Genomic DNA, 20444 nt, shown 5'->3' on the forward strand with positions numbered 1-20444 from the left:
CCGAAATGGCTGCCCACCGAACTGCCCAGCAGCGCACCCCCGCCGATCCCGATGTTGTAAATACCCGAGAACATGGCCATCGCCACATCCGTCGCATCGGGCGCCAGTGTCAGAACCCTGGACTGCATCGCCAAACCAAACCCCATGATCGCCATCCCCCAGATAATGCTCAACACACCCAGGGATTCAATCCAGTTGCTGGCCGGCAACAGCAACAGCAGGCTCAGCGCGATCAGACCTACAGCGATCAGCAGGAAAGCCTGCGGGCTGTACTTGTGGAACCAGCTGAAGCAAAGGGAACCGATAATCCCCGCACCGCCGAACAGCAGCAGAATCAAGGTAACGGTACTGCCACTCATGCCGGCCACACCCTGCACAAAGGGCTCGACGTAGCTGTAGGCAGTGAACTGTGCCGTGATCACCACCGCCGTCAGCACATAGACCGCCACCAGCGCAGGTCGCTTGAACAACACCGGCAGGCTTCTGAGGGAACCCGAGTTCTGGCTTGGCAACAACGGCAAGGTCCTGGCCAGCCAAAACACCAGCACTGCGGCAAGCACCGCAATCACGATAAAGGTAGTGCGCCAGCCCATCGCCTCACCCAGCAAGCGACCCAACGGCACACCCATGACCATCGCCAGCGACGTACCCGTCGCCAACAGACCCAAGGCTTGCACCTCCTTGCCTTCTGGCGCCAGCCTCACCGCCAGTGACGCCGTAATGGACCAGAACAGGGCATGAGACAACGCTACCCCGATCCGGCTCAACAATAAAATGCCGAAGTTGGCCGCCAGGCTCGACAGCACATGACTGGCGATAAACAGCCCGAACAGCACGAGCAACAACTTGCGGCGCTCGACGTTGCGGGTCAGCAGCATGATGGGCAGCGATGCCAGCGAAACCACCCACGCATAGATGGTCAGCATCAGTCCGACCTTGGCAGTGGACAGATCAAAGCTGCCGCCAATCGCACTCAACAACCCCACAGGCACAAATTCCGTGGTGTTGAACACAAAGGCGGCCAGCGCCAGCGCGATGACCGGCTGCCAGGTGGCATTGGAGGTAGAAGTGGGGTTGGTCATTTAAAGAATGCACTACTCGCTATCGATGATCTAACAAGCCCATGACACGACCGCCCTTGCAGACCCTTCGAGCCAGAACCACGCAGACGGTAGTTTATAGCCTTCTCGGGGAGCTGTTGATGAACATCGGCACTCCCTGCATATTTATTTAATGGATCCACTGTTACCGCTTATCTTTGCATTTTGTGTTCGATAATCGCCAAAACACCCATTCAAACCCAATAATACTCCCGCGTGAAATTGACTTGAAAGATCCCAATGCCGCCTAATGGATCCATAAGAGCAATAACACCTGATCTGGAGATTGGTCATGTACCCAAAAAACACCTGGTACGTCGCATGCACCCCCGATGAAATCACCGACAAGCCTTTGGGCCGGCAGATTTGCGGCGAGAAAATGGTTTTTTATCGCGGCCACGAAAACAAAGTCGCCGCTGTCGAGAACTTTTGCCCGCATCGCGGTGCTCCCCTGTCACTGGGTTATGTCGAGAACGGCAACCTGGTGTGCGGCTATCACGGGCTGGTCATGGGCTGCGACGGCAAAACCGTCGAGATGCCCGGACAGCGGGTACGCGGTTTCCCGTGCAACAAGACCTATGCCGTGGTCGAACGCTACGGCTTTATCTGGGTATGGCCCGGCGATCAGGATCAAGCCGACCCTGCATTGATCCACCACCTGGAGTGGGCGGTGAGCGATGAATGGGCCTATGGCGGCGGCCTGTTTCATATCGGTTGCGACTATCGCCTGATGATCGACAACCTGATGGACCTGACCCACGAAACCTACGTACACGCCTCCAGCATTGGCCAGAAGGAAATCGACGAAGTCGCCCCGACCACCACGGTTGAAGGCAACGAAGTCGTCACGGCGCGGCACATGGAAAACATCATGGCCCCGCCGTTCTGGCGCATGGCCTTGCGCGGCAATAATCTGGCCGACGATGTGCCGGTGGACCGCTGGCAGATCTGCCGCTTCTCGCCACCCAGCCACGTCTTGATCGAAGTCGGGGTCGCTCACGCGGGCAAAGGCGGCTACCACGCAGCCCCCGAGTTCAAGGCATCGAGCATCGTGGTCGATTTCATCACCCCTGAAACAGACACCTCGATCTGGTACTTCTGGGGGATGGCACGCAACTTCAACCCTCAGGATCAGGCGCTCACCGCGACCATCCGCGAGGGCCAGGGCAAGATTTTCAGCGAAGACCTGGAGATGCTCGAACAACAGCAACAAAACCTGCTGGACCACCCGCAACGCGCATTGCTCAAGCTCAATATCGACTCGGGCGGCGTGCAGTCACGCCGCGTCCTGGACCGCATCATCGCCAGCGAACGCACACCCGAGCCACACCTGATCGCCACTGCGCAGTAATTCCCGGACGGGGGCGAGCGCACGTGGGCCAGCCCCCTCAATGGCAACGCTTTGAGGAAGCAGCATGATTGATGTGGTGGTGGTATCTCGCAACAACGAAGCACAGGGCATTTGCACCTATGAGCTGGCCAGCGCCGATGGCAGCGCCCTGCCCGCGTTCAGTGCCGGATCGCACATTGATGTGCACCTGCCCGGCGGACTGATCCGCCAATACTCCCTGTGCAACCATCCTGATGAACAGCATCGCTACCTGATTGGCGTGCTCAGGGATCCGGCGTCACGGGGCGGCTCGCAAAGCCTGCATGAACAGATCAAGCGTGGCGATAGCCTGCGCATCAGTGAACCGCGCAACCTGTTCCCGCTGGTCCACGAAGCCCGCCGCAGCTTGCTGTTTGCAGGGGGCATAGGGATCACCCCGATTTTGTGCATGGCGGAGCGCCTGGCCCACAGCGGCGCAGATTTCGAACTGCATTACTGCGCCCGGTCCAGCGAGCGGGCGGCCTTTATCGAGCGCCTGCGCAACTCGCCTTTTGCCGACCGGGTGTTCATGCACTTCGACGAGCAGCCAGAGACCGCCCTGAATGCAGCCCAGGTACTGGCCAGCCCGCAGCCCGGCACCCACTTGTACGTGTGCGGCCCGGGTGGCTTCATGCAGCATGTTCTGGACAGTGCGCGCGCTCAAGACTGGCAGGAGCACGCCCTGCACCGTGAGTACTTCGCCGCCGCCCCGGTTGACAGCAGCAACGACGGCAGCTTTTCGGTCAAGGTGGGCAGCACCGGCCAGGTCTTCGATATTCCAGCGGACAAAACCGTGGTCCAGGTCCTGGAAAGTCACGGCATCGATATACCCATGTCATGCGAGCAAGGGGTATGCGGCACGTGCCTGACCCGCGTGCTGGGAGGCGTTCCGGATCATCGCGACATGTTCCTCACCGAAGAGGAGCAGGCTTGCAACGATCAGTTCACTCCGTGCTGTTCGCGCTCGAAATCGCCCATGCTGGTGCTGGATATCTGAACCTCAATCGGAGCGGTGGATCACTTTCATCCGCTCATTGGCGGTGGCCGAGCCGAAAATTTCGGCATAGCGCAACGTCGCGTTGGCGTGCTCGCGCATGATCGCTTCGGCGCGGGCACCCTGGCGACTGACCAGCGCATCGAACACCGAATGATGCTGCATATGGGCATAGTTGAAGCGCCGGTATTCACGGGCCATGTCCTTGCGATCAACCGCCAGCGCCGTCACGGAAGCAAACGGCAAATGATCATTGCGTGCCAGGGCATCGGCAATCGCCGGGTTGTGACTGCCCTCAACGATAACCTGATGAAAGCGCATATTGAGGTCGTGATAGACCTCAAGATCGTCCTCGGTGACGAAGCCTTTATCGAACAGCTCATCCCCTTGCAACAGGCACAACTCCAGGGCGGCCCGTGCCTCTCCCGACAGCCCGCGTTCGGCTGTCAAACGTGCCGCCAGGCCTTCGAGCACCCCGCGCACCTCCACCGCACCCGCAATGTCATTGGCACTGACCGAACGCACCTGAAAACCGCGCCCGCCGAAACGCACCAGCAAGCCTTCCTGCTCAAGCGTGCGAAAGGCCATGCGTACCGGCATGCGGGATACGCCGAACAACTCGGCAGTGGGAATTTCCATGAGGCGTTCGCCAGCGGCAAGCTCGCCAGAGGCGATCATCTTGCGCAGTGCAATCAGCACCAATTGACCGGGTTTGCTCATCCAGGCAGCATCCAGAAAACGTGAGCGGCCATAGTAACGCATGAGCGGCCATAGAGACTGAGCGGCGCGCACATCCCTCAGCATCTACTGCCTGGCACACCCCCTTGTGGGAGCGGGCTTGCTCGCGATGGTATCGACGCGGTTCCACAGACACACCGCACTGCCAGCTCCCACAGGCAGTGCGCCGCTCTCATAATCTACTGCCTGGAACATCCCCCCTGTGGGAGCGGGCTTGCTCGCGATGGTATCGACGCGGTTCAGCAGACACACCGCACGACCTGCATCGCAGGCAAGCCAGCTCCCACAAGCAGTGCGCCATTCTCATAATCTACTGCCTGGCACATCCCCCCTGTGGGAGCGGGCTTGCTCGCGATGGTATCGACGCGATTCGACAGACACACCGAGCTGCCCGCATCGCAGGCAAGCCAGCTCCCACAGGCAGTGCGCCGGTCTCAGAATCTACTGCCTGGCACACCTCCCTGTGGGAGCGGGCTTGCTCGCGATGGTATCCACGCGGTTCCGCAGACACACCGCACTGCCAGCTCCCACAGGCAGTGCGCCATTCTCAGAATCTACTGCCTGGCACACCCCTTGTGGGAGCGGGCTTGCTCGCGATGGTATCCACGCGGTTCGACAGACACACCGCACGACCTGCATCGCAGCCCCCCCTACATCGACAACGGATAACTCACGATCACACGGGTCTGGTCGAAGTCGCTGTTGAAGCTGCGACGGTTGGTGGCGTTGTTGACGCGCAAGCTGAGGTTCTTCAGCGTGCCGCTCTGGAACGTATAGCCGACTTCGGTATCGCGCTCCCATTCCTTGCCGTTAGCCCCCTGTTTGGTGGTGGCGTTGTCGCCATGACCATAGCGAACCATCGCCAGCAATCCAGGCACCCCAAGCGCGGCAAAGTTGTAGTCGTAACGCGCTTGCCAGGAGCGCTCGTCGGCATTGCTGAAGTTACCGTTGAACATGTCGTTGCCCAGCGTGCGCCCGCTGCTGCCGTACACCGACATCCAGCCGCTGTCCCCGCTGACCCGCTGCAACCCCAGGTACAACGTGTGCCCGCCCGTAGCCGCGGAGAACAATCCATACGCTGTGCGGCTGCTGACCCGACCGATACGCGCGCTGCCATCGTCCTTGTCGATGAAGTAACCCAGATTGGCGCCCAGCACCCAGTCACCCATCGGCTGTTTGTGCAGCAGATTGAAATAGCTTTGCTGATAGATATCCGCCAACTGCGAATGCCACGCCCCCACCTGGGTACGCTGCTCATTGAAACGGTACTCAGCCCCCGCATAGGTGAATCGGTCGGAGGTCACGCCCGGCGCAGCCCACGCCGCCAGATCCTGCATGTCCGAAGAGTTGCGCAGGCTCACGGCCCGGTATTGCCCCGCCTGCAGCCCCAGGCCTTCAATCTCCCTGGACACCAGCATGGCGCCACGGAAGGTCTGCGGCAGCAGTCGCCCATCGTCGTAGCGCAACACCGGAACATCCGGCAGCAATTCGCCAACCTTCACTTCCGTTTCCGAAAAACGCGCCTTGGCCGCCAGCCCTGCCCGGCCAAAGTTATCGGCCGCGCGACCATCGCTGTTCACCGGCAGCAGTTCGGAACCACTGGCCACGCGACTGCTGTCGAGCTTGACCCCAAGCATGGCAATCCCTTCCAGGCCAAAACCCACAGGCCCCGGGGTGTAACCGGAGCTGAATTTCAGAATAAAGCCCTGCGCCCATTCATCCACCTTGCTTTTGCCGGCGCTGTGGTCACGAAAATCACGATTGAAGTAGTAGTTGCGCAGCATCAAATCGGCCTTCGCGCCGTCAAAAAACCCTTCATCCTGGGCCATTGCCGAGGCACACACCGACAACGACAGCAAACCTGTAAGCATCTTCATTATTATTGTTCTCCGATTGTTGGGCGCAGCCGCTCCCCGCAGCTGATACAGCCCGCCCAGACAAATAGATAAGGGTATGCGCCCGGCCAGGCCGGGCATTGATCAGAAGGTTGAATCAGGCCTGGGCCAGCGCCGGTTGTGCCTGCGAAGTCGACGGCTTGAGCAGCAGCAAGCAACCGGCCGCGATCACGAACACGAACACGATGGCAAACACGCCATACAGGTGCAGGGGCTGCCAGCCGGCATCCAGCAGAAAACCGGCCACAATGGGCGACAGGATCGCGCCGATACGCCCAATGCCGATCCCCCAGCCCACGCCCGTTGCTCGTACGGATGCGTCATACACCACTGGCGACAATGCATAGAGCCCGGCAACGCAGCCATTGGAAAACAGCCCGATCAGCAATCCAAGCCCCAACGCGGCCATGACCGAAGACCCCGAGCCGACAAACAGCACCAGCAAGCCCGCGGTAATCAGCATGAACAGCGACAGCACCCGGGTCAGCGGCCAGCGCGATGACAAGCCGCCGATCAGCGCCGCGCCAAAGATCCCGCCCACGCTCAACAGCACGCCGCCGGTAATGCCCTGTTGCGCCGAAAGCCCGGCCGACACCAGCAGTTTTGGCGTCCAGCTCATCACAAAGTAAAAGCCGAACATCACGAGGAAGAACAACAGCCAGATCAGCAGCGTGGTGCGGCGCATGGCGGGCGCCAGAAGCTTGGCCAGGCCAGTACTGGCACCCGCCGGACTCACCACCGCAGCAGGCATCTGGCTCAAGGCTGGCTGACCCAGGCGTCGGGCCAGGCTATTGATACGCTGCAAGGCCGTGGCCGGGCGGCGCGCCAGCAAAAAGTCCAGCGACTCGGGCAGCCACAGCAACACCAGCGGGATCACCGCAAAGGTCACAACCCCGCCGAAGACAAACACCGAACGCCAGCCCCAATGGGTCAACAACCAGACTGCCAGCAAACCGCCCAGGGTGGCGCCCAGGGCATAGCCGGTGGATTGCAGACTCACTGCCAGGCCGCGCCAGCGCTTGCTGGCGTACTCGCTGGCAATCACGTTGCTGCTGGCCAGAATCCCGCCAATCCCCAGCCCCGTGAGCCCGCGCAGCAGCGCCAACTGCACCGGTATCTGGCTCAACGCCGACAGCAGCATGCCCGTGCCGCTGACCACCAGGCACAACAGGATCAATGGGCGTCGACCGATGCGGTCGGCCCAGGGGGCGAGAAACAGTGAACCCGCCGCCATGCCAAACAGCCCGGCACTGAGCAACATGCCGATTTGCGCCCCGCTCAAGCCCCACTCGGCCGACACCGAAGCCGCCGTGAACGCCATCACCAGCACATCAAAGCCATCGATCATGTTCAACACGATGCAGATCCCGATGGCGAGCCATTGAAACCGCACCATCGGACCGTTATCCACGCGAGCTTTCAGATCGATATCCATCATTGCACCTGCCTGTCGCAAGCGACCCGGGCAAGGCAAACGCAAAACACGGCAGTGCGCGCAGACATAAAGCGGACAGAACCCTGACAGTTCTGTGCTCTGGATAAGCCTTTCATGACGAGACCCTTTTTTTTGTAATTTTTATGGGCGACGGTCAGGAAGGAATCCAGCCATCGCCAGGGCGCTAGTCAACCCGTTAATGGATCCACAGGCAATATGAGGGATTGTCACAATCTCAATAACCCCGGCCCTCAGATCCTGAAACCGGCGCAGGTATATTAATTTTTTCCTTTAAATACAATACGTTGCATTACAAAGACCCTCTACACTTTAGCGTTCGATTATCGACCAATCTCGTAGCCAGAAATCCTGTCTGGCCACGAACCCAGTATTAGTCACTTGAAAATCGATTTATTGGATCCACTGAAGCAGTGTTTTCCGGGTATCACTCGACAAACGCCAGGCTCGCCTGTGCGCCACGAATGGAGGCGATTCGGTAGTCGGCTTCTGGCAATACATAGGCAAAAAAGAACTGCGCGGTCTGTAGCTTGCCGGCGCGTACAGGGTCGCTGTCGGGCAGCAAACGGGACACCCGCGCCCCTCGTACCCAAGCAAACCCCAGCAGGGCCACCCCGCACAACCGCAAAAAGTCCCCGGCAACCCGATAGGGATACTCGACCTCCTCGCCAGCGCGCTCACGAACTGCGCCCACCACCGCTTCAAGCTTGTCGCACAATCGCTCCAGCTCAGTGCCAAAACCGGCACACTCCGAGGCCTCCAGGGCCAGCGCGGACTCCTGGCGCATCACCGCCAGCAACTCGGCAAACGCCCGGCCGTCATCACCCAGCACTTTGCGCAACAGCAAGTCATTGGCCTGGATCTCGTTGCTCCCCTCATAAATCATCGCGATCCGGCTGTCGCGCAGGGTTTGCTCGATCGCGAACTCGCTGACATAGCCGTAACCGCCGAACACCTGCAAAGCGTTGCTGGCCTGGCGAAACCCCTGGTCGGTGAAAAACGCCTTGATCACGGGCGTCAGCAGTTCTGCCAGTTGCAGGGCGCGCTGTCGCTCGGCCGGGCTCTCTTGGTGCTCAGCCTCATCGAGCAGATGCGCCACCCAATAGCCCACGGCCCGCATCCCCTCGGTGCAGGCGCGCAACTCCAGCAAGGTGCGGCGCATGGCCGGGTGAAAATGGATCGGGTCGGCGGCGTCGGCACTGACCCCGACAGGCCGCACCGGCGCACGCATCTGCTTGCGTTCCAGGGCATAGTCGCGAGCGTTCTGCCACGCCGCTTCGGCGTGTCCCAGTCCCTGCAGACCCACGTGCAGCCGCGCCGAGTTCATCATCACGAACATCGCCGCCAGACCGCGATTGGCCTCGCCAATCAGCCAGCCTTGTGCCTGCTCGAACACCAGCGAACAGGTTGCGCTGCCCTTGATCCCCATTTTGTGTTCGATACCGTCGCAACGCACGGTGTTGACCTGATGGTGGTCCAGCAGCTTGGGCACCAGAAACAGCGAAATGCCCCGGCTGCCAGCAGGCGCACCGGGTAGTCGCGCCAACACCAGATGCAGGATATTTGCGCTCAGGTCGTGTTCGCCGCCAGAGATAAACAGCTTGCTGCCGCTCACACGATAACTGCCGTCGTCTTGCGGTTCGGCACGACAGCGCAGCAGGCCGACGTCGCTGCCTGCCTGCGGCTCGGTCAGGCACATGGTGGGCAAGACTTCACCGCTGACAATCTGCGGCAAATAACGCGCCTTGATCCACTGCGGGGCATGGGCCTTGAGGCACAGGTAGGCACCATGGGCGATGCCGGTGTACATGGCCCAGCCATGATTGCTGGCATAGAGCATTTCCTGCAGCGCCGCGTCGAGCAGCTGCGGCAAGCCCTGCCCGCCGTAGGCCTCATCGCACGCCAGGGCTGACCACCCGCCTTCGGTGTAGACACGATACGCCTCGACAAATCCGGCGGGCGTCGTCACCCGGCCCGCGTCGAAACTACATCCCTGGCGGTCGCCACTGCTGTTGATCGGCGCAAGCACCTGAGCGCTGAACCGCCCGGCTTCTTCAAGCACCTGGCGGGCCAGCGCCAGATCGAGGTCCTGGAAGCGCTCTGTTTGCGCCCAGGCCCGTGGGGCCTCAAGCCAGTGTTCAATCACAAATTGCATGTCGCGCAGCGGCGCCTGGTATTGCCACATGGGAAAACCTCAAATCGTGGAAAAATGCGGATTCTCGATCAGTACCGCCATGCCCTGGCCACCCCCGACACACGCAGCGGCAATGCCATAACGCAGATTCTGCTCGCGCAGTTGCCGGGCCAGGGTCAGCACCAGGCGCAGGCCGGTGGCGGCCAGGGGATGCCCCAGGGCAATGGAGCCGCCACGGCAATTGAGTTTTTGCCGGTCCAGTTCCAGTGCCTGTGCCACCGCCAGAACCTGTGCGCCCTGCGCCTCGTTGATTTCAAACAGATCAATCGCGTCCAGCGCCAAACCGCTGCGTTTGAGCAACAACTGGATCGCAGGCACCGGGCCGATCCCCATCCGTTGTGGCGCAACACCGACCACCGCCGTCGCCAGTAAATTGGCCAGGGCCGGCTGCCCCGCCGATGCACGGGCGACCAGCGCGGCAGCAGCGCCATCCACCACTGCGCAACTGTTACCCGCCGTCTGCACACCCCCTGGGTGAATGGCCCCCAGCCTGGCCAGGGCCGCGGCGTCGGTGGATCGCGGATGGCTGTCGAGGCTGACCGACTCACATCGACGCGGCAGGCTGATACCCCGCGGCTGGTAGCCTTCCAGCTCAAACACTTCATTGCGCAGGGTGACGATTTCATCCCCCAGCCAGCCGCTGGCCTGGGCGTGAAGTGCCTGCTGGTGACTATTGAGGGCATAGCCGTCCACGGCCTCACGGCTCAGGCCGTACTCCGTGGCCAGGTTTTCCGCCGTGGCGATCATGTCCACGCCGGGAGCCGGGTCGTACAGTGCTTCCCAGAGAAAATCCTTGAACTCGACCGATGCCCCCAGGCGGAATCCACCGCGATGGGTGTAGGCGGCAATCGGGTTGCGGGACATGGACTCCGTGCCCACGCACAGCGCCAGTTCCATGCCGTCATGCAACTGCCCGGCAGCCTGGCGCAACAGTTCAAACCCTGTGGCGCAAATACGCTGCACCGCCAGGGCAGGCACCTGTTGCGCCACACCGCTGTAGAGGCCGATATGACGCGGCAACATGTACGCATCGAAGCTGGCCTGGGCCATTGAACCCGCCAGTACCGAGTCCACTGCCCCTCCGTCCAGCCCGGCACGGGCCAGTACCTCACGGGCGACCTTGATCCCCATGTCGATCGGTGAAACCTGGGCCAATGCCCCGCCCAGGTCGACCCACGGGGTACGAACCGCCTCAAGAATGGCGACATCGGTGAATGCCGAGTACTGCCCCCCAGGGCTCACGACGGCTTGCCAGCACGCAGGATCGAAGGCGCCTGCCCGCGATAAAGCGCTTCCACATGCGCCGCTCGCCATTGCAGCACTGCACGCTGATTGATCGAACCCTTGTCGGTGATTTCACCGCGATCGATCGACGCGGCCTCATCCTGCAGCGCGATCCATTCCAGGCGACTGGCATTGCCACTGGCCTGAAGATTGAGCCGCTGCAACCAGTCAGCAAACCACTGGCGCACCGGTTCACTGGCCAACACCTGCGCGTCGCTGGCGTCAGCAGGCAAGCCCGATAACTGTCGGCACTCGTACAGCCGGGCAAATACCAACGCACCAAGGCATTCGCGATCCGGCGCTGCGATCACCAGATCCTGAACATAGGGCGAACCTTCGAGCACGGCCCGGTTACGCAGCGGCCCCACACTGACAAACACCCCGGATGACAATTTGAAGTCCTCGGCCAGCCGCCCGTCGAACATCAACCCCCATTGCGGGTTGCAAGGATCGGCCAGCTTGATGGCGTCACCGGAGCGGTAAAAACCTTCATCGTCAAACGCCTCGGCACTCTGCTCGGGGGCGCGCCAGTAACCGGGCATGATGTGCGGGCCGCGAAAGCGCCCTTCCAGCTTGCCATCCACCGGTACCAGACGGACCTCACAGCCCGGCGCCGGCAGACCGATGTAACCGGCCATCGACAACGGCCCGGTGGTGAAGGTGCATGAAGGCGAAGCCTCGGTCATGCCCAGCCCGGCCATCATGCGGATGCGTTCGCCACAGTGTTGCTCGGCAACCCGGTCGAGGCGGTCCCAGATACTTTGCGAAAGGCCCGCGGCGGCGAAAAAGAACAGTTTGATGCGGGCAAAAAAACGCTCGCGCAACTCGCTGTCGGTTTCCAGCGCCGTGACCAGTTCTTCCCAGCCTTTAGGCACGGTGAGGTAGGCAGTTGGCGAGATTTCCTTGAGGTTGCGCAGGGTTTCGGCAAAGCCCTGAGCCGTTGGTTTACCGCCATCCAGGTACAGCGTACCGCCGTTGTACAGGACGATCCCGAGGTTATGACTGCCGCCAAACGTGTGGTTCCAGGGCAGCCAGTCCACCAGCACCGGGGGTTCTTCGGCAAAAACCGGAAAGGTCTGCAACAGCATTTGTTGATTGGCACAAAGCATGCGCTGGGTGGTAATCACCGCTTTGGGCAGCTTGGTCGAGCCTGAAGTGAAGAGAAATTTGGCGATGCTGTCCGGGCCTGACGCCATAAACGCAGCCTGGGCCTCGGCGCCGCCCGGCTGCTCCAGCAAACTGGCAAAGCTCACCTGGGGCCGCCCCGCCATCTCGCCGCGGACCGCTACCAATGGCGTGTCTGCGGGCAATACCGCGTCCACGGCACGCTGATAGATCGAAGCGTCACTGACATAGATCAGGCCCGGCTGCAACAGGTCGCAGACATGGCGCAACTTGGCAAAATCCTGGGACAGCAACGAATAGGCAGGCGAAACCGGGCAGTAAGGAATACCGGCGTACATCGCCCCCAACGCCATCTGCAAATGCTCAATATCGTTGCCCGACAGGATCGCCAGCGGACGCTCTGCCCCCAGGCCATAGGCCAGCAGGCTTTGCGCAATGGCGCGAACGTCTTCCAGCATCTGGGCATAGCTGATGCGACGCCATTGGCCATCAGCGTCCCGTGCAGCGATAAAGGTGTGCCCGGGCCGGATCTGCGCCCAGTGCACCAGGCGATCAAGCAAGCGTTCGGGCATCGGCTCCAGGATTTCCAGGGAGCGCATGTGCAAGATGCCGCCGACCTCCAGCACTTCGACCGCCGGGTGACCGATGGCCACCTCGCGATAACGTGGCGTCGGTGTAGGGGACTTGGCCGGGGAATTGAATTCGAAACTCACGTCATGCTCCTCCATCAAGGCATGCGCTGCCCGTCCGACACTTAAGCGGCATGGCGCAGGCATGGCTCCTTGTTATTGTTATGCCTTGTGCAGACGATCAGATCGGGTAGTGGCGCGGCCCGTTCTGCAAGGTGATCCAGCGCAACTGGGTGAATTGCTCGATCGACGCCTTGCCGCCAAAACTGCCGTAACCGCTGGACTTGACCCCACCAAAAGGCATTTGCGCTTCATCGTGGACCGTCGGGCCGTTGATATGGCAAATGCCCGATTCGACCCGCTGGGCCAGTGCCAGGGCACGCCCGGTGTCCCGACTGAAAATAGCCGCCGACAACCCGAACTCCGAATCGTTGGCCAGACTCAGCAAGGCCTCATCGCCGTCCCCGCGCAGCAGCACGGCAACCGGGCCAAAGGACTCTTCGCGGTACAGGCGCATGCTCGGGGTTACGCCATCGAGCAACGCCGGTTGCATGATGCTGCCCTCGACCTGACCGCCCACCACCAGCCGCGCGCCTTTGCCGACCGCATCGTCGATCAGTGCCTTGATCCGCACACCGGCGCTGGCGTCCACCAGCGAGCCGAGTACCGAGTCGTCCGCCTGGGGATGACCGGCGCGCAAGGTGGCCACCTTGGCTGCCAGCTTGTCGATAAAGGCATCAGCCACCTTGTTGTCCACGATCAGCCGCTCGGTGGACATGCAGATCTGGCCCTGATTGAAGTAAGCGCCAAAGGCTGCGGCGTCGACTGCGGCGTCAAGGTCAGCGTCGTCCAGCACCAGAAACGGCGCCTTGCCCCCCAGCTCCAGAAGGGCCGGCTTGAGGTGACGGGCTGCCAGTTCGGCAACAATGCGCCCCACGTGGGTTGAGCCGGTAAAGTTGACCCGGCGCACCGCCGGATTGGCGATCAGTCGCTCCACAATCGCCGGTGCATCAGCCGGAGCATTGCTGATGACGTTGACCACGCCATCCCCCAGTCCCGCATCCTGCAACACCTGGCCAATCAGCCGGTGAACGGCCGGGCTCAGCTCGGAAGCCTTGAGCACCACGGTGTTGCCGCACGCCAGCGGCATGGCCAGCGCACGGGTGGCAAGAATCACCGGGGCATTCCAGGGCGCGATGCCCAGGATCACGCCACAGGGTTGACGCAAGGCCATCGCAAAACTGCCGGGCACATCGGAAGGGATCACTTCGCCGTTGATCTGGGTGGTCATGGAAGCGGCCTCACGAAGCATGCCGGCCGCCAGCTTGACGTTGAACCCATACCAGTTGGCCATGGCCCCGGTTTCACCCGCCGCCTCGATAAACTCGCTCGCCCGTGCCTGCATCAACTCGGCAGCAGCGAGCAGCCGCGTACGCCGTTCATTGGGCGCCAGCGCGGCCCAGGCAGGAAAAGCAGCCTGAGCCGCGGCAACTGCGGCATCGGCATCTTCCAGAGTGGCGGCGGCCACGCGTGACACCACCTCACCCGTCACCGGGTTGCAGCGCTCGAACGTTCGGCCATCACGGGCCGGGCACGACTTTCCGCCGATGAGCAGGGGCACGTCCAACATGGTGATTCCTCTTTATTGTCGTTATCGGGAATTCATTTACAGGGTGCGACCGGCGCACCCTGAACAGCGAGATTAGCGCTTGTAGGCTTGCAGGCCTGGCTTGATGCTCTTGTCATCGAGGAATTGCTTCATGCCCTGCTCACGCCCGCCTTCGGTGTCCAGCAGTCGCGACTGGTCGAGCTTGGCGTACAGGTAATCTTCGTTCTGCTCCCAGGTCAGCTCGCGGCAGCGCTTGAAGCCATGTTTGGCCGCACGCAGAACAACCGGGTTTTTCTCCAGCAGGTTGCGCGCCAGTTCAATGGTGACTTCACGCAGCTGCGCCAGCGGCACGCTCTCATTGACCAGGCCCATCTCGGCGGCTTTACGCCCGTCGAAGGTCTTACCGGTCATGATGTAGTACAGCGACTGGCGGTGGCCTACGGTGTCTGCCATTGCCTTGCTGACCAAGTTGCCCGGTGGAATGCCCCAGTTGATTTCCGACAGGCCAAACGTTGCCTCGTCGGCGCAGATGGCCAGGTCGCACGCCACCAGCGGGCTGAAGCCGCCACCAAAGCACCAGCCATTGACCATGGCAATTGTTGGCTTGGCGTACATGCGCAGCAACTTCCATTGCCACTGCGACGCTTCACGGCGGATTTTCTCCTGAAGAATCTCGGGACCGGCGTCCACTTCGCGAAAGTACTCTTTCAAGTCCATGCCCGCCGTCCAGGCATCGCCCGCACCGGTCAACACCAACACGCCTGCCTGCGGGTCCTGCTCGAGGGTTTCCAGCACGTCGATCATTTCACGGTTCAGGGTCGGGCTCATGGCATTGCGTTTTTCCGGACGATTGAGAATCACCCAGGCGATGCTGTCTTCGATTTCGACTTTGACGGTTTTCCAGCGGCCTTCGTATTGGCTCATAGCGATTGCTCTCTTGTTGTTCGCTTGAAGATGAGTAAAAACTAACCGGCAAAATTAGTTATGTCAATTAACCATTAATTAAATTAACCAAATTTTTTGGCGGCAACCGCACGTAAAATAACGCAGCGATGGCTATCAACCTTCAACCGCGGCAAACTAGATAGGTTTATTAACTTCATTCGAGCAAGGACCCCTCTATTTATGGCCAAGTCAGCCACCCCTGTCGTCGCCCAAGAGGCCCTGCCTGAAAGCCCGGACGTACAGGCCCCCCTGGACACCGCGCTGGACGAACTGATCGGCTATGCCATGCGTCGCGCCCAGTTAAAGCTGTTCCAGAACCTGATCAGCCGACTGTCGGCCCATGACCTGCGCCCGGCGCAGTTTTCGGCAATGGCGATCATTGACCAGCATCCCGGCCTGATGCAGGCAGACCTGGCCCGTGCGCTGGCGATTGAGCCCCCGCAAGTGGTGCCATTGCTGAACAAACTGGAGAGTCGGGCGTTGGCGGTACGGGTTCGTTGCAAACCCGACAAGCGCTCCTACGGCATCTTCCTGAGCAAGACCGGGGAAGCCCTGCTCAAAGAGCTCAAGGCCATCGCTGCCCAAAGCGACATTGACGCGACCTCGGCGCTGGATAGCGCCGAGCGTGAAGAACTGCTGCGCCTGCTGAAAAAGGTGTATCAGGAGTAGGCCGGGGCTGTAGGCGCTGCGTAGCAGTTGACGAGTAGAACGAGGCTACGTTCGAGCGCGCAGCGGTCGCAAAACCGCAACACGCGCAGTGCCTGATTAACCGTGCTAGCTAATTTCACGACTGCTTCGCAGCCGGACGCAGCCTCGCACGGCTCGTCAGCTGCTACGAATGCTGCGTAGCAGTTGACGAGTAGTACGAGGCTACGTTCGAGCGCGCAGCGGTCGCAAAACCGCCCCTACCAGATCGGCAAGGTATAGATGGCCAGAAAGCGGGTCTGGTTTTCATCGCGAAAGGCCGCACCTGTCGGGAAGTCGTTTCGGTAAATAGACTTCCTCGCCAAAAGACCCAGGTTTTTCAGCGGCCCGCTCTGGATCACGTACCCCAGTTCCATCTGAAACTCGCGCTCCTTGCGATCATCCGCATTCAAGGACGCCAGTTCGATATTGTCACCGCGCACATAACGCAACCGCCCTTTCAATCCCACCACCCCCACCGCCGTGAAGTCGTAGTCGTAAATGGCTTGCCAGGTGCGCTCCTTGGCATTGAGAAAGTCCGAACTCATGGTCATTTCGCTCATGCCCATCAATTCTGTACCCGAGATGTAAGGCGTCGCCGTATCACCGCTGGAGTGCATGTAGCCCACACTTAAACGATGCCCACCCAGCCGATAACCCAACAGCGCCGATGCGTTGATGTTGTCGACCTTGCCTGCTTTGGCACTGCCCGCCTCATCACTGAAAAAACTGCGCAGGTCGGTGGTCAGCACGCCATCACCCAGGGGCAGGTCGTGCAGCAATGCCAGGGTGCTTTGCTTGTACAAATCCGCCACCTCGACATGGTAGGCGCGCACGCTCAGGTTCTTGTTGACCTGATAATCACCACCGCCGTAAGCCAGGTGCGAGGTTTCAGCCGAGCCCTTGAATCGGCCATTGGGGGACGCGATGGTCATGGCCTGGTAGTTGGTGGAGTCACGTTTGTTGATCGCGTCGATATAACCGGTGTTGAAGGTCAGGCCGTCAATTTCTTTGGAGCTGACGGTGGTCCCGCGAAAGGTCTGGGGCAATAGCCGCGACGGGCTGGCAAAGGCAAACGGCAGAAAAATCGACACGTCACCGGTCTTGAGCGTGGTCTGGCTAAAACGCAGCTTGCCGGTGAAGGCCAGTCGCGAGTACTCATCCGCAGCCTGTTTGTCACTATTGACCGGCAACAGTTCGGTGCCGCTGCGGTCAGGCGAAGAGTCCAGCTTGACCCCCAGCAGACCACGCACATCCAGCCCGAAACCGACCGTACCCTCGGTAAAGCCCGACTCCATGTTGGCAATGAAGCCCTGGGCCCATTCCCGCGCTGCGGTCTTGGCGCCACCGTCCTTGTAATCACGGTCCATGTAGTAGTTGCGCAAGGTCAGGGTGCCGTGACTATCTTCGATAAATCCCTGGGCCCAAACCGGGGTGCTGAACAGGCACAGGGCAATGCACGAAAGCGGGAACAAGCGCAGGGCGCCTTGGTTGAGCGTATGCATATTGAATGTCCATTTATTGTTGTTTTTGACAGAACCAGAACGCTCTCTTGGCGTTTCCTGAGCCAGAGAATGGAAACAAGTCAAAGCAACGTCAATCATAAATGACCGATAATCGAACATTATGTTTCTTATCTAGTTTTGATAATCACTGACAGATACGGGCTTAAAGCCCGTCTTAAACACCTTAAATCTCATTTTGAAGCCAATAACAATCTCAGCTTCTTTTTTTAGTTATCTTTGTTAATCTTTATTTGGCTCGCAGAAAGCCCCCCTACAAAAACAATAACGAGGTTCGTCCATGAACACTCCACAGCATCGTTCGACGCTGACAATCGCTTTGTGCTTTATCGTTGCGCTTATCGAAGGGTTTGACCTGCAAGCCGCGGGCACTGCCGCCGCCGGCCTGCGTCAAACCTTTGCCCTGGACCCGAAAATGATGGGCTGGGTGTTCAGTGCCGGGATCATCGGCCTGCTGCCCGGTGCGTTCTTCGGCGGCTGGATTGCCGATCGAATCGGCCGTAAAAAAATCCTCATCGGCGCGGTCATCCTGTTTGGCGTCTTCTCCCTGTTGACCGCCTATGTAGACAGCTACTCCCACTTGCTGCTGGTGCGATTCATGACGGGCCTTGGCCTGGGTGCTGCCCTGCCCAACCTGATCGCCCTGTGTGCCGAAGCGGTCGACGAACGCCGTCGTGGCACAGCGATCAGCATCATGTATTGCGGCGTGCCACTGGGCGGCGCATTGGCAGCGGTAGTGGCGATGTTCTCCCATGACCACTGGCAGACCACCTTTATCATCGGCGGGCTGGCCCCGTTGCTGGTGGTGCCGCTGATGATCATGCTGCTGCCCGAGTCCCGGGTTTTCCGCCAGGACGTCAGTCAGGCTTTGCGCGTGTCCACGGGCCAGGCACTGTTTGGTGAAGGTCGTGGCCGTTCGACCCTGGCGTTGTGGCTCAGTTACTTCTTTACCCTGACCGTGATGTACATGCTGCTGAACTGGCTGCCCACGCTGCTGCTCGCCCAGGGCTTTACCAAACCGCAAGCGGGCATGGTGCAAATGCTGTTCAACATAGGCGGTGCCTTGGGCTCCTTGCTCGGTGGCCTGCTGCTGGACCGCTGCAACCCGATCAAGGTGGTTCTGGGCGTCTATGCCGGGCTACTGGCATCACTGGCCGGGATCGGCTTTTCGGTAGGGATTGTGCCCGTGGCCACCGCAGGCTTTGCCGTGGGCCTGTTTGTCATGGCGGCGCAGCTGGTGCTGTATGCAATGGCTCCGCCACTGTACCCGACCGCCGTACGGGCAACCGGCGTCGGCGCTGCGGTCGCTATCGGGCGCCTGGGTTCGGTTGCAGGTCCCTTGGCCGCAGGTCAGATCCTCGCCGCCGGGGCCGGAACGACCGGGGTGCTGCTGGCGACTTCACCGGGACTGGTCATTGCGGCATTGGCGGTCATCACGGTGATTACCCGCGCCCATCAAAGTGCGAGCCTGAAACCGGGATTTGTGGCCGCTGACCAATAACCCAAGGCTGCGCTCTGTGGCTTGGAGCGTCTCGACAGCGTGTTTGTTTAGGTTCTGCCGATCTCAGGATTCAAACGTTTGAATCCTGAGATCAGGGGTTGTCTGTTATTAACGTTCGATGTGCCGCACAACAACACTCGAACTTCAGGGACGACCCGCAATGCCATCCACTCCCCCCCAACAGGCCAAGGGCGTCTTCGGGCTCTTCTGCCTCGCCAGTTACCTGCTGTCGTTGTCTTATGGCACCACTTTTTTACTGGCAATGATGCTCAGTGCCCACGGCGGCAGTGAGTCGCAGGCTGGCACGATCATCTCGGTCGCCATGCTCAGTACCTTCCTGGCCGTGATTTTTTCCGGCCACCTGACCGACCTGTTTGGCGCTACCAGGGCCATAGCCTGTGGCTCCCTGCTGCTGGCCGCCGCCTGCCTGGGTTTCGCTACCTTGCCCGATCATGGCACCGCGGTGCTGATCTTTGGCTTGCTGCTGGGGTTGGGCTGGGGAGTGTTTTACACCCTGGGGCCGATCGTCGTGGCCATGCTCATCGAGCCCGCGCAACGGGTGAAACACTTCGCCTTGCTCTCGGGCAGCATGATGACCGGCATCGGCACCGGTCCCTTGCTCGGTCGTGCAGCCCAGGCACTGGGTTACCCGGTGGAATCGGCATTCCTGGTGGCGGCCGTTGCCAGCCTGCTGGGTGGCCTGATGTTTGTGGTCATCGGCCCTGGAATCAAGCGCCAGCACAGCACGCCCGGCTCCGTCGCCCCCTGCAAAATCACGCCGCAGGCTGCTGCGCTGGTGCTGCGTTCCAAGGCCGTGTTCGCGATCATGATGGTTGGCCTGGGCGGCGCCATCTTCGGAGGGTTGTCCAGTTTTCAAACCTCTTACGCGACGCTCAACCAGCTGGACTATTCACTCTTCTTCCTGGGCTTCATGGGTGCCGCAATCACCTGTCGCCTGCTGGTTGCGGGGTTGATTGTCAGGCGCGACCCCTATGTCATGTCCTGCTTGCTGACGGCCTTGATGGTGGTTTCGGTGTTGATGCTGATGTTCTTTGTCAGCTCCGGGTTCATCTATTTATTGGCAGCCATTGTGCTTGGGGTCGGCTACGGTCTGACGTACTCGGTAATCAACGGCCTGGCTGCCAACGAAGCACCTGCCGGGCTGACGCCACAGTCGCTGGTGCTGTTCAGCCTGGCGTATTTTGTCGGGGTATTTGGTTTTCCCTGGCTGGCCGGGCAGGTCATCGTTAACTACGGAATGCACACCCTGCTCTGGATAATCCTGGGGATTGCCTTGTGCAACTGGTCCATTACCCTGGGCCGACTGGTATGGCGACACCTGCAACGCGTTGTATCGGGATTCGTCGTCTAACCCTCTTCGTAGCCGTTGACGAGTAGAAC

15 protein-coding genes are annotated in these 20444 nt (G+C 60.5%); 5 read left to right on the forward strand and 10 right to left on the reverse strand.

Features of this window, described 5'->3' with window-relative positions:
* Positions 1-1082: sugar transporter (locus AC19YQ_RS21430; RefSeq protein ID WP_500595894.1), on the reverse strand; the 1082-nt coding region annotated here is incomplete at its 3' end.
* 310 nt (positions 1083-1392) lie between these two features.
* Between AC19YQ_RS21430 and AC19YQ_RS21435 the strand changes: the two genes are divergently transcribed.
* Positions 1393-2451, forward strand: coding sequence for a Rieske 2Fe-2S domain-containing protein (locus AC19YQ_RS21435; RefSeq protein WP_133078539.1), 1059 nt, complete (start codon positions 1393-1395; stop codon positions 2449-2451).
* Positions 2452-2515: 64 nt separating this feature from the next.
* Positions 2516-3466 carry a PDR/VanB family oxidoreductase gene (locus AC19YQ_RS21440; protein WP_500595895.1) on the forward strand — a complete coding sequence of 317 codons (951 nt, stop codon included), beginning with the start codon at positions 2516-2518 and terminating at the stop codon, positions 3464-3466.
* Positions 3467-3469: 3 nt separating this feature from the next.
* On the opposite strand, the gene AC19YQ_RS21445 is transcribed toward AC19YQ_RS21440, so the two are convergent.
* From AC19YQ_RS21445 to AC19YQ_RS21480, 8 genes are all read right to left on the reverse strand, one after another.
* On the reverse strand, positions 3470-4183 hold the full coding sequence (locus tag AC19YQ_RS21445) for a GntR family transcriptional regulator (RefSeq protein ID WP_133078537.1): 714 nt from the start codon (positions 4181-4183) through the stop codon (positions 3470-3472).
* A 668-nt stretch (positions 4184-4851) separates the two neighbouring features.
* The gene (locus AC19YQ_RS21450; RefSeq protein WP_500595896.1) at positions 4852-6078 is read right to left on the reverse strand and encodes an OprD family porin; all 1227 of its coding nucleotides are present in this window, start codon (positions 6076-6078) and stop codon (positions 4852-4854) included.
* A 115-nt stretch (positions 6079-6193) separates the two neighbouring features.
* Positions 6194-7531 carry an MFS transporter gene (locus AC19YQ_RS21455; RefSeq protein ID WP_500595897.1) on the reverse strand — a complete coding sequence of 446 codons (1338 nt, stop codon included), beginning with the start codon at positions 7529-7531 and terminating at the stop codon, positions 6194-6196.
* 445 nt (positions 7532-7976) lie between these two features.
* Positions 7977-9734 carry an acyl-CoA dehydrogenase gene (locus AC19YQ_RS21460; protein ID WP_500595898.1) on the reverse strand — a complete coding sequence of 586 codons (1758 nt, stop codon included), beginning with the start codon at positions 9732-9734 and terminating at the stop codon, positions 7977-7979.
* A 9-nt stretch (positions 9735-9743) separates the two neighbouring features.
* Entirely contained in the window at positions 9744-10985 is a 1242-nt protein-coding gene (locus AC19YQ_RS21465) for a thiolase family protein (RefSeq protein WP_500595899.1), read from the reverse strand.
* The gene (locus tag AC19YQ_RS21470) at positions 10982-12865 is read right to left on the reverse strand and encodes a feruloyl-CoA synthase (RefSeq protein ID WP_500595900.1); all 1884 of its coding nucleotides are present in this window, start codon (positions 12863-12865) and stop codon (positions 10982-10984) included. The genes AC19YQ_RS21465 and AC19YQ_RS21470 overlap by 4 nt, the downstream gene beginning before the upstream one ends.
* 97 nt (positions 12866-12962) lie before the next feature.
* Positions 12963-14411: an aldehyde dehydrogenase gene (locus tag AC19YQ_RS21475; RefSeq protein ID WP_500595901.1), complete on the reverse strand. Its 1449-nt coding sequence runs from the start codon at positions 14409-14411 to the stop codon at positions 12963-12965.
* A gap of 72 nt (positions 14412-14483) precedes the next feature.
* Positions 14484-15314, reverse strand: coding sequence for a p-hydroxycinnamoyl CoA hydratase/lyase (locus AC19YQ_RS21480; RefSeq protein ID WP_019822412.1), 831 nt, complete (start codon positions 15312-15314; stop codon positions 14484-14486).
* A gap of 201 nt (positions 15315-15515) precedes the next feature.
* Here AC19YQ_RS21480 and AC19YQ_RS21485 point away from each other — a divergent pair, with 201 nt between their 5' ends.
* Positions 15516-16004: a MarR family winged helix-turn-helix transcriptional regulator gene (locus AC19YQ_RS21485; protein WP_019822411.1), complete on the forward strand. Its 489-nt coding sequence runs from the start codon at positions 15516-15518 to the stop codon at positions 16002-16004.
* A 236-nt stretch (positions 16005-16240) separates the two neighbouring features.
* Here the strand turns inward: AC19YQ_RS21485 and AC19YQ_RS21490 are convergent, their stop codons facing one another.
* Positions 16241-17524 (reverse strand): OprD family porin, encoded by a 1284-nt coding sequence (locus AC19YQ_RS21490; protein ID WP_326397785.1) that lies wholly within the window; start codon positions 17522-17524, stop codon positions 16241-16243.
* 298 nt (positions 17525-17822) lie between these two features.
* Between AC19YQ_RS21490 and mhpT the strand changes: the two genes are divergently transcribed.
* A complete protein-coding gene (gene mhpT / locus AC19YQ_RS21495; protein WP_500595902.1) occupies positions 17823-19043 on the forward strand; it encodes a 3-(3-hydroxy-phenyl)propionate transporter MhpT in 1221 nt (406 codons plus the stop codon).
* A gap of 160 nt (positions 19044-19203) precedes the next feature.
* Positions 19204-20415, forward strand: coding sequence for an MFS transporter (locus AC19YQ_RS21500; protein ID WP_500595903.1), 1212 nt, complete (start codon positions 19204-19206; stop codon positions 20413-20415).
* The last annotated feature ends 29 nt before the right edge of the window (positions 20416-20444 follow it).

The organism is Pseudomonas sp. MF06569, from assembly GCF_059862735.1.